The organism is uncultured Rhodospira sp. (assembly GCF_937138205.1).
GTDB lineage: Bacteria > Pseudomonadota > Alphaproteobacteria > Rhodospirillales > Rhodospirillaceae > Rhodospira.
In genome coordinates, this window is the sequence record NZ_CAKZOT010000077.1 from 18527 (window position 1) to 28907 (window position 10381).

Annotated in this window: 11 protein-coding genes and 1 tRNA gene; 2 read left to right on the forward strand and 10 right to left on the reverse strand. The window is 72.3% G+C overall.

Going from position 1 to position 10381, the window contains the following annotated elements:
• Positions 1 to 5: 5 nt before the first annotated feature.
• Positions 6 to 2399 carry a xanthine dehydrogenase family protein molybdopterin-binding subunit gene (locus tag Q0309_RS10485; RefSeq protein ID WP_299440335.1) on the reverse strand — a complete coding sequence of 798 codons (2394 nt, stop codon included), beginning with the start codon at positions 2397 to 2399 and terminating at the stop codon, positions 6 to 8.
• A gap of 4 nt (positions 2400 to 2403) precedes the next feature.
• Positions 2404 to 2874, reverse strand: coding sequence for a (2Fe-2S)-binding protein (locus Q0309_RS10490; RefSeq protein WP_299440337.1), 471 nt, complete (start codon positions 2872 to 2874; stop codon positions 2404 to 2406).
• A 248-nt stretch (positions 2875 to 3122) separates the two neighbouring features.
• Here Q0309_RS10490 and Q0309_RS10495 point away from each other — a divergent pair, with 248 nt between their 5' ends.
• Positions 3123 to 4127, forward strand: a complete 1005-nt coding sequence (locus Q0309_RS10495) for an XdhC family protein (RefSeq protein WP_299440339.1) — start codon at positions 3123 to 3125, stop codon at positions 4125 to 4127.
• 97 nt (positions 4128 to 4224) lie between these two features.
• Here the strand turns inward: Q0309_RS10495 and Q0309_RS10500 are convergent, their stop codons facing one another.
• The 8 genes from Q0309_RS10500 to infA form a co-directional block, all read right to left on the reverse strand.
• The gene (locus Q0309_RS10500) at positions 4225 to 4719 is read right to left on the reverse strand and encodes a GNAT family protein (RefSeq protein WP_299440341.1); all 495 of its coding nucleotides are present in this window, start codon (positions 4717 to 4719) and stop codon (positions 4225 to 4227) included.
• A gap of 11 nt (positions 4720 to 4730) precedes the next feature.
• Entirely contained in the window at positions 4731 to 5474 is a 744-nt protein-coding gene (locus Q0309_RS10505; RefSeq protein WP_299440343.1) for a pseudouridine synthase, read from the reverse strand.
• A 280-nt stretch (positions 5475 to 5754) separates the two neighbouring features.
• A complete protein-coding gene (locus Q0309_RS10510) occupies positions 5755 to 6984 on the reverse strand; it encodes a DnaJ domain-containing protein (protein WP_299440345.1) in 1230 nt (409 codons plus the stop codon).
• A 13-nt stretch (positions 6985 to 6997) separates the two neighbouring features.
• Positions 6998 to 7399: a hypothetical protein gene (locus Q0309_RS10515; RefSeq protein ID WP_299440347.1), complete on the reverse strand. Its 402-nt coding sequence runs from the start codon at positions 7397 to 7399 to the stop codon at positions 6998 to 7000.
• Between the two features lie 174 nt (positions 7400 to 7573).
• The gene (gene yacG / locus Q0309_RS10520; RefSeq protein ID WP_299440350.1) at positions 7574 to 7816 is read right to left on the reverse strand and encodes a DNA gyrase inhibitor YacG; all 243 of its coding nucleotides are present in this window, start codon (positions 7814 to 7816) and stop codon (positions 7574 to 7576) included.
• A gap of 35 nt (positions 7817 to 7851) precedes the next feature.
• Positions 7852 to 9210 carry a ribonuclease E/G gene (locus Q0309_RS10525; RefSeq protein ID WP_299440352.1) on the reverse strand — a complete coding sequence of 453 codons (1359 nt, stop codon included), beginning with the start codon at positions 9208 to 9210 and terminating at the stop codon, positions 7852 to 7854.
• Positions 9207 to 9824, reverse strand: a complete 618-nt coding sequence (locus Q0309_RS10530; protein ID WP_299440354.1) for a Maf family nucleotide pyrophosphatase — start codon at positions 9822 to 9824, stop codon at positions 9207 to 9209. Before Q0309_RS10530 ends, Q0309_RS10525 begins: the two co-directional genes overlap by 4 nt.
• A 6-nt stretch (positions 9825 to 9830) precedes the next feature.
• On the reverse strand, positions 9831 to 10049 hold the full coding sequence (gene infA / locus Q0309_RS10535; protein ID WP_092785396.1) for a translation initiation factor IF-1: 219 nt from the start codon (positions 10047 to 10049) through the stop codon (positions 9831 to 9833).
• A gap of 242 nt (positions 10050 to 10291) precedes the next feature.
• On the opposite strand from infA, the gene Q0309_RS10540 reads away from it, so the two are divergent.
• Positions 10292 to 10367, forward strand: a tRNA-Glu gene (locus Q0309_RS10540).
• Positions 10368 to 10381 lie beyond the last annotated feature (14 nt).

A 10381-nucleotide genomic window follows, 5' to 3' on the forward strand; every position in this document is an offset into this window, starting at 1 on the left:
GATCCCTATTCAGCCGCCTGCGGCGCGGCGCCACGGGCCTTGCGGATGGCCTGCCACACGGTGTGCGGCGCGGCCGGCATGGCGATGTCCTCGACGCCCAGAGGCGCCAGCGCATCCAGGATGGCGTTGATGATGGCCGGCGGGCTGCCGATGGCCCCGGCCTCGCCGCACCCCTTCGCCCCCAGCGGATTGTGGGTGCAGGGGGTGCAGGTGAAATCGAACCGATAGTCGGGGATGTGCGTGGTGCGCGGCATGGCGTAGTCCATGTAGCTGCCGGTCAGCAGCTGGCCGTCGGCGTCATAGACACAGCCCTCCAGCAACGCCTGCCCCAGGCCCTGGGCGACGCCGCCGTGCACCTGACCCTCGACGATCATCGGATTGATGATGGTGCCGAAGTCGTCCACCGCCGTGAAGCGCTCGACCGTCACGGACCCGGTGTCCGGATCGACCTCGACCTCGCAGACATAGGTGCCGGCCGGGAAGGTGAAATTGGCCGGATCGTAGAAGGCGCTTTCGTCCAGGCCCGGTTCCAGGGTCTCGTGCGGATAGTTGTGCGGCACGTAGGCCTGGAAGGCGATCTCGCCCATCGACAGCGACTTGTCCGTGCCGGCGACGGAGAAGGTGCCGTCCTTGTACTCGATGTCGCCCTCGCCGGCCTCCAGCATGTGGGCGGCGATCTTCCGGCCCTTGGCGATGATCTTGTCGACCGCCCGCATGATGGCCGACCCGCCCACGGCCAGCGAGCGCGAGCCGTAGGTGCCCATGCCAAAGGGAATGCGGTTGGTGTCGCCGTGCACGATTTCGACGTTGGCCATGGGCACGCCCAGGCGGTCGGCGACGATCTGGGCAAAGGTGGTCTCGTGGCCCTGGCCGTGGCTGTGGCTGCCGGTGAACACGGTGACCGAGCCGGTCGGGTTCATGCGCACCTCGGCCGCCTCGTACAGGCCGGCCCGCGCGCCCAGCGCGCCGGCCACCGCCGACGGGGCGATGCCGCAGGCCTCGATATAGCAGGACAGGCCGATGCCGCGCAGCCTGCCCTTCGCCTCCGACGCCGCCCGGCGCTGGGCGAAGGTGCTGTACTCCGACAGTTCAAGCGCCCGGTTGAGGCTGGCCTCATAGTCGCCCGTGTCATAGGCCAGGGCCACCGGCGTCTGGTAGGGGAACTGATCCGGCTGGATGAAGTTGCGCCGGCGCAGCTCGGCCGGGTCGATGCCCAGTTCGCGCGCCGCCTTCTCCACGATCCGCTCCAGCAGGTAGGTCGCCTCCGGCCGGCCGGCGCCGCGGTAGGCGTCCACCGGCGTGGTGTGGGTGAACAGCGCCTTCACCTCGGCGTGGATGGCCGGCGTGGCGTACTGCCCGGCCAGCAGCGTGGCGTACAGGTAGGTCGGGATCGACGAGGCGAAGGTGGACAGATAGGCGCCCATGTTGGCCATCGTGCGCACCCGCAGGCCGGTGAAGCGGCCGGTCCCGTCCAGCGCCAGTTCGGCGGTGGTCACATGATCGCGGCCGTGGCAGTCGGTCATGAAGGACTCGGAGCGATCGGCGGTCCACTTGACCGGCCGGCCCACCTTGGCGGCGGCCCAGGTAACCACCGCCTCCTCGGCGTAGTGGAAGATCTTGGAGCCGAAGCCGCCGCCCACGTCCGGCGCCACCACGCGGACCTTGTGCTCTGGCAGGTTGAGCACGAAGGCGCACATCAACAGCCGGATGACGTGCGGGTTCTGGCTGGTGGTGGTCAGCGTGTAGGAGCCGTCGCCCGGGTCGAACTCGCCCACGGCGGCACGTGGCTCGATGGCGTTGGGGATCAGGCGGTTGTTGACCAACTCCAGGCGCGTCACATGGGCCGCGGCGTCAAAGGCGGCGTCGGTGGCCGCCGCGTCGCCCAGTTCCCAGTCGTAGCAGACATTGCCGGCCACGTCGTCGTGGACCAGCGGCGCGCCCGGCCGCGCGGCCTCGGTCACACTGGCCACGGCGGGCAGCGGGTTGTAGTCGACGGCCAGCGCCTCGGCGCCGTCCTTGGCGGCGTGGCGGCTCTCGGCCAGCACCACGGCCACAGTGTCGCCCACATGGCGCACGCGACCGACCGCCAACGGCGGGTGCGGCGGCTCTTTCATCGGCACGCCGCCCTTGCCGATCACCTGCCAGCCACAGGGCAGGCCGCCCACCCCGTCGGCGGCCATGTCGGCGCCGGTGAACACGGCCATCACGCCCGGCACGTCGAGCGCGCTTTGTGTGTCGATGGCACCCACCTCGGCATGGGCATGGGGCGAACGCACGAAGGCGGCGTACACCTGGCCGGGGCGGTTGATGTCGTCGGTGTAGCGGCCGCGCCCGGTGAGGAAGCGGGCGTCCTCGGTGCGCTTGACGGGCGTGCCGACGGTCTTGGCGACGGTATTCATGGCCTCACCCTCCCATCGCCTGGGCGCCCGCCTTCACGGCGCGCACGATGTTCTGATAGCCGGTGCAGCGGCACAGGTTGCCTTCCAGGCCGCGACGGATGTCCTCGTCCGTCGGCGCCGGGTGGCGCTGAACCAGGTCGAGCGCGCTCATCACCATGCCGGGGGTGCAGAAGCCGCACTGCAGGCCGTGGTGGTCGTTGAACGCCTGTTGCATGGGATGCAGGGTGGCGCCGTTGGCCAACCCTTCGATGGTGGTCACCTGCGCCCCGTCGCACTGCACGGCCAGGGTGGCGCACGATTTCACCGAATGGCCGTCGATCAGCACGACACAGGCGCCGCACTGGCTGGTGTCGCAGCCGACGTGAGTGCCGGTCAGGCCCAGGTGCTCCCGCAGGAAGTCGACCAAAAGGGTGCGGGGTTCCACGCTCCCGCTGACCTGGCGGCCGTTGACGGTCAGGCTGATGGCAATGGACATGCTCGGCGCCTCCTCCCGGCCGGGACGGTCGCGGGGCCGCCCGGCGTTTTGTTTGTATGGCAAGGATTTTCAAAGCCTTCGCACGGCGCGAGACCACGCCCGGCGGCACGACCCGGCACCGGTCGCGCCCTTTTCCTCCCGGATCCGCAAGCCGATGGTTCAGGCTTGTCCTTTGCTTTCATTATAGTTAACGCTACGGAATGACCATGGCGCCTGTCAACCATCGTGCTGGGAGACCGCCCGACCGGATGATTCAGGATTTTGACGAAAACGTGCTGCCGGCGCTGCTGGACTGGCGCCGAACCGACGGGGCCGGGGCGCTGGTCACGCTGGTGCGCAAGACCGCCTCCGGCCCGCGCCCGCTGGGCAGCCAGCTCGCGGTGTCGGCGGACGGGCGAGTCGTCGGCCTGATCTCCGGCGGCTGCGTCGAGGGCGGCATCGCCGAGGAGGCCCGGGGGGCCATGGCGGCGGGGTGCAACCGCTTCGCCCGCTTCGGCGAAGGCTCGCGCTACGTGGACCTGCGGATGCCCTGCGGCGGCGCCATCGACGTCTACGTCGACGTGACCGTGGCCACTGAAACGCTGGCCGCCGTGCACGACGCCGTGGCCGCCCGCCGCGCCGCCGTTCTGGCCACCGATACGGCGGCCGGGATCACGCGATGGGAGGCGCCGCGTTCAGGCGACGACGACGCCTTTGCCACCGCCGAGTTGGCCTGGAGCGATGAGACCAGGTTCCGCCGTCTGCACCGGCCGCCGCCGCGCCTGGTGCTGGCCGGGCGCGGGCCGATCCTGCCCCTGACGGCGCAGATGGCGGCGCTGAACGGCTATCGGGTGGAGGTGCTGACCGACGACGACCACGCCGGCGACGGCTCGGCCCCGCACTGCGCCGCGCCGGTGCAGGGCACCGGCCCCGGCGAGGTGGCGCGGGTGACACTCGATGCCGCGACCGCCGTGGTGACGCTGTTCCATGATCACGATGTCGAACTGCCGCTGCTGCGCCACGCGCTGGCCTCGCCGGCGTTCCACATCGGCGCCCTGGGCAGCCGGACGACGCACGCGGCGCGGCTGGCGCGGCTGGCGGACGAAGGCTTCGGCACCGCCGCGCTGGCGCGCATCGAGGGACCGGCCGGCGTGCCCATTCACGCTGCCAACCCGGCCGAGATCGCCACATCGATCGTGGCCGGCGTGATCCGCGCCTATCGCGCCGCGCGCCCGCCCGTGGAAGGCGGCCGCCGGAAAGGAACAACGACGTAGGACGCACACGATCGCCGCGAAGCGGCGGGCCTGGCGCCGCGCCGGGGCAGGGGTTCGCCGTCCCGGCTGGACGGGGCATTTCGGATATTGCCGGGTGTCATCCGTTCCCGGGATCGCCCTCACCCGGGACCGTCCAGATCCAACGCCAGACCGGCCCCTCGTCCGGATCGTCCGCCGGCTCGCTCCAGCGAAAGCCGCGTCCGCGCAGAATCTGGCACGCCGGCCCGTCGCGGCGCCGGGTCTGGGCGATCACCTGATGCACATCCGGCTGGCGTCGGGCGATGTCCAGCAGGGCCGCGACCATCGCGCTCCCATGGCCACGCCCCTGGAACGGCGGGAACGAGAAGCAGGCCAGTTCGACGGTCCCGTCTTGGCATGGGGCCTTGAAGCCGCACGCCCCGACCACCGCGTTGGTGCCGGACTCGACCGCCAGATAGACGATCCACGGCGGCACGTGACCATTGACGCCGTACAGTTTGGCGGTCGCGATGGCCGAGACGATGATGAAATCGATCGAGTGGCTGACGGCCAGACCGGGTGGCAGCACGTCGATCATGCCGTCCGCCAAGCCGTTGGCCATTGAGGGTGTCATCGGCAGGAGTCTCATCGCCGGCCGTCCGTTGGCCCGTCCGGGCGCCCGCCGTGACGCCGCCGTGGACCGCCGCCCGACCGCCAGGCCGCGCCCAGGGTGTCGCGCATCTGGCGGCGCGGCACCTCCTCCACCCCCTCGCGCGGCAGCGACCCCAGGATGAACGGCCCGTAGCCGACGCGGATCAGCCGCGTCACCGACCAGCCCAGGTGTTCCATGACGCGCCGGACCTCGCGGTTGCGGCCCTCGCGCAGGGCCACGCTCAGCCAAGCGTTGGCGCCTTGCTGGCGCTCCAGGGCGGCCTTGATGGGGCCATAGCGTACCCCCTCCACCGTGACACCCTGGTCCAGCGCCGCCAGCCGCTCGGGCTCGAGCCGGCCGTGCACGCGCACGCGATAACGCCGCACCCAGCCGGTGTCCGGATGCTCCAGATGGCGGGCCAGCGCGCCGTCGTTGGTCAGCAGCAGCAGGCCCTCGCTGTTCAGATCCAGGCGTCCGACGCTGATCACGCGCGGCAGCTCTGACGGTAGATTATCGAAGACGGTGGGCCGCCCCTGCGGATCGCGCGTGGTGGTCACCCGGCCCGGCGGCTTGTGATAGCGCCACAGGCGGGTTTCCTCGGGCGCGGCGACGGGGGCGCCGTCCACCGTGACGACGTCGCGGGGGCTCACGTTCAAGGCCGGGCTGTCGAGTACCCGGCCGTTGACCGCCACGCGGCCGCCGGCGATCAGGCGCTCGGCCTCACGGCGCGAGCACACGCCCGCCCGCGCCAGAACCTTGGCGATGCGATCGCCACTGGGCGGGGATGTTTGGGAGGACGCGGCGGACGGTGAGTCAGGGGGACCGGACGGCATGGAGGACGATGAACTCTTGGGCTATAGAAACTGACAGGGTGCGTCTTGGTTTAGACCAACATGCGGCCGCCGTCCATTGGCATCTGTACGGGTATGCAATGACTCGGATGTGTGCGCGTGTCCACCGTGGGTGTCAGGGTCTGGGATTGCGTGGGCCTGTTTGTATACCCCCTATCATCGGATGTCATTGCCCCGTTGTCAGCCCCTCATTGGCGTTTAGTGCAGTGGTGGGGACGAAACCGCTGATGCCACGGGCGGACAGGATGCGGCTCCATGTGCCGTCGCGCGTCATCTCGGTGACCATCACCACCGTCCCCCGAGTCAGCGTGCCCGCCACGCGGGCGGTGGAGTCGGGGGCCGCGCGCACGGCGAGGCTGGCCGGCGCCACCGTGTACAGCCCGCCCATTGGCACCTCGGGTTCCAGCGGTCCCGTGCGCCCGGTGAACGGACCTTGCAGGCCGGACTCCGGCGCGGCCGGCGTTGGAACGGTGTCTGGCGACGCACCGGGGCGCGCCGGCCCGGCCGCGTCGCGGTCGGTGAACAGCGTGAACACCGCCTCGGGCAGCGCCGAGACCGCGCCGCCGATCACCTTGGTCGGCCCGGCGATGTACAGGGCCACCGTGGCGATCAGCAGGAATGGCGCCAACTGCGCGAGCTGGGCCGGCCCGAACCACGCCCGGCGCCCGCGCACCTTCGCGGCCGGCTGATCGGCCAGCGCGTCCATCAACTGCGCCAGGTGACGCCGCTCGGCCGCCGTGTGGGCGAACGGACGCACCTGGTCGGCGAAGGCGCGCGCCAGCGGCATGTTGCCCCGCGCCAGGAAGGCGCGCGCCTGCGAGGACAGAAGCTGGAAGTTCTCCGCCGCCGGCATGTCGCCGCCGCGATAGTTGCGCCACAACGCGCCCAGTGTGGCGAACGGTCCCCAGGGCAGCGCCCACCACCCCAGGCCCCAGCAGTACAGGCTCGCCGCCACCGCCATGCGATCGCCGTGCGTCCGGCAGAACACACCGCGGATGGGCGCGCGCCGCACCCGCAGACCGGCGCCGCGCACCCGGTGCAGGACCAGGTGCCGCAGGTCCGGCGTGGCGCGGCCGCACACCCGGCAGGTGTGCGGCGTCAGCGCGGCATCGCCGTTGGCGGACCCGGCGGTCCGACCCGGCGCGCCCGGGCTGGAGGTCTCGCGCGCGACCCGTCCGGTGTCATACGCCAGCCGGGTGGCCGGATCGCTCAGCATCCGGTAGGCCTCGTTGAGGGCGTGAAACTCCTGGGCGGCGCGCGGCGAGGGATTGCGGTCGGGATGCAGCAGCTTCGCCCGGGTGCGATAGGCCCGCTTGATGGCGGCGAGGTCGGCTGTCGGCGTCACCCCGAGCATGATGTAATAGCCCTTGGGGTCGCGGACGACGTGCTGCGGCATCTCGGGACGATCCTTACCGCGCCGCCAGCGGGCCGGGCGGCGCTGGCGCCGGCGCGGTCCAGTGCGGCTGCCGGTCCTCCAGGATGACGGCATGTGACACGGTGTGCCACGGGGCGGCGTCCGATCCCGGCGCGTGCGGCTGTGCCTCCTGGCCGACCACGACGGTCACCCGCAGCCAGCGCGGCACCACCTCGTTGTTGATGTCATCCAGGATGGCCACGCCCAACGCCTCCGGACCGGGCCAGGACAGGTGTTCCAGGCCCGCCACATAGCGCGTCAGGCTGTCGGGGACAAGAATGACTCGGTCCGGCACGTACTCCAGCGTCATGTGCAGGGCGCCCGCGCCGTCGCAGCCGCTCACGGGGCGCGACAGGATGACCCGGTAGTCAACGCGCTCGGCCGGATTCGCCTGCACGCGCAGGACCGCCCGCCGGGTTTCGGGGGCGGATGTGTCCGTCGGGGAAACGGGCGGCGGAGCATGAGTCGGCGGCATGGACGGCCCGGTCTGTCGGTGGCGGGAACGGCGCATCCCGCCACCATATCCGCAAACGATGCGCTTTTCAGGGCGAAATCGCCGCGCCGGGCGGTCTCAGAACTCTTGGCGGTCGTGATCGCCCGCCAGGGTCTCGGCGATGTCCTCGGGGTCGGCCGGCTCGTGCCCGGCGACGACATAGCCGCCGCCGAACCAGCGCGACAGGTCGACGTCGGCGCACCGGCGCGAGCAGAACGGCCGGTAGCGCGCCGCCGTCGCCTTGCCGCACACGGGGCAGGCACTGGCGGACAGGCGGGCGGGAACCGGTGTGTCGGGGGCCTGGGAGTCGGACTCGCTCATGACAGGGACCACAGCGTGACGATGGCAGGGTGGGCTTAAGCTGGGGCGACGTGGGGTGGCGCGTCAACCGGCCGCGTCACATCGTCATGAATCCGCAGGCGCAGCCCGAGGCGCCGTTCGGCCGCCGCCACCGTGTCCGCCAGCGGTCCGCGCAGCACGGCCGCCGCCCCGGGTGCCACGTACAGCGCCAGGGCCGGGACCGGGGCGGCCCGGGTCTCGCGCACCGCCAGGCGCAGGGCCGCCAGCGCCTGGGCGACCGGCCCGGTCTCGCGTTCGGCCAACGACGGCGCGCGCCGCTCGCGGCTGATCTCCAGCAGACCCAGCCGCGAGACCCCGGCCAACCGCGCCGGCGATGGGTCGGCGGCCAACGCCTCTTCAAGCGCGCGCCGCGCCGGACCGGGCAGGCGCGGGCCGTCGGCGATCAGGTCCACCAGGATCGAGCCGGCCAGGCCGCGCAGGCGGAGCGCCCCAGGCAGGGCGGCCAGGGCCTCGGCATTGGCGGCGCGGGCGGACCCGGATCCGGCGTCCACGTCCACCGCCACCAGGGCGGCGGTGGGCTCGATCACCAGCCGGCCGCCGGAGGGCAGCGGCACCACCGGCGCCAGGGCCGCGTCGAGGGCATCGGCGACGCCGGTGGTCTCGAACAGATCCTCGGGTCCGGTGTGCAGCGTCACCGGCGGCGGGTCATTGAGCCAGACGGCAAGGTCGGCCTCCAGGGCGGCGCGCGCGGTCGGATCATCCAAGAGCACGGTCGCGGGCGGGGGATCGGCCGGTCCCAGCAGGGCCGCCCAATCGAGCGGCGCCGGGCGCACCAGCGCCGGCGCGGTCAGGGTCTCCGCCCGGGACGTCATCCCGGCCCAGGCCGCGCGCACCGTGGTCAGTTCCGCCGCCAGGGCGTCCGCCGTCGCGCCGACCGCCGCCGCGCGCGCCACCAGCGACTCGCCCGGGGCGATCATGTCCTTCAGCAGCGCCAGCAGCCGGCTCCGCTCGTCGGCGTCGGCGATGCGTTGCGACACCGCCGCGCCGGGCCGCCGCGCGCCCAGCGCCAGCCGCCGCGCCGTCAGCGCCACCGCGCGCGTCAGCCGCGCCGCCTTTGTGCCGCCGCGCGGCTCGACGCGGGCCGGTTGGCGCACCTGCACCAGCAGGGTCGCGCCCTGGGGCGGCGCGTCGCCCTTCATCTCCCGCGCATCCAGGAACCCATCGCCCCACGGCCCCAGGTCGACCATCGCCCCGCCGGCCACGCGCGATCCCAGGCGGCCGAGCAGCACGGCACCGGCCTCGGCGGCCCAGGGCCGGTGGTGGGTGATGGCCGTCAGGCGGCCGTGGTCCAGGCGCGCGGCGCGGGTCTCGCCCGGGGTCCCCGAGACCACCAGGGTCGCGGTCGCCTCGGTCATGGCGCGGGGTAGCCCAGACCGCGCAACAGCGCCCGGGTCTCGTACAGCGGCAGGCCGACCACATTCGAGTAGGACCCGGTCAACTGGCGCACGAACCCGGCCGCAAGGCCCTGGATGGCGTAGCCGCCGGCCTTGCCGTGCCACTCGCCGCTGTCCAGGTAGGCGGCCATCTCACCCGCGTCGAGGGCCTTGAAGGCCACGCGCGTGTCCACCAGCCGCTCGACCGCGCGGCCATCCGGCGCGATCAGCGTCACCCCGCCCCAGACGTGGTGCGCCGCGCCCGACAGCAGGCCGAGACAGCGCCGGGCCGTGCCGGCGTCCTCCGGCTTGGGCAGGATGCGCCGGCCGCGCGCGACCACCGTGTCGGCGGCCAGCACGAACGCGCCGGGATGGCGCGGGGCCACGGCCTCGGCCTTGGCGCGCGCCAGACGGCGGGCGTGATCACGCGGCAACTCGCGGGGCAGCGGGGTCTCGTCGAGATCGGCGGGGTCGACCCGGTCCGGCGTCACGCCGATCTGCGCCAGCAGATCGAGGCGGCGCGGCGAGGCCGAGGCCAGCACCAGGGGCGCGGCTGCGGCCGGGGCAGGCGTCGCGTCGTCGGGCGAACCGCCCATGGGCGCCTACTTGTAACGGAACGTGATGCGACCCTTGGTCAGGTCGTAGGGAGTCATCTCGACGTTGACCCGGTCCCCGGCCAGCACGCGGATGCGGTTCTTGCGCATCTTGCCGCTGGTGTGGGCGAGCACCTCGTGGTCGTTGTCGAGCTTCACGCGGAACATCGCGTTGGGCAGCAATTCCGTGACGGTGCCGTTGAACTCGATGGCGTCTTCCTTGGCCATGCCGTGTCCTTGATCTGTTGCGCGGGGCGGGCCATGACATGAACCCGATTCGCGAAATGGTCAAGGGTTGGCGCGCGCGCGGTATTCCAGGTCTGCGCCGGGGGAAGAGGTCGGCGGGTGGGCGCGCCGCGAGACGGCTCCGGCCGGTGGCCCGGGCGGGGGCCGGGCGGCGAAAAACCGCTTGCGTGGAGGGGCGCGCATGGTCTAGACACGGCGGTCCGGCCGAACCGAGCCGGCCTCGGGTCCCCTTCGTCTAGAGGCCTAGGACACCGCCCTCTCACGGCGGCAACAGGGGTTCGAATCCCCTAGGGGACGCCATCCCGTCTAAACTA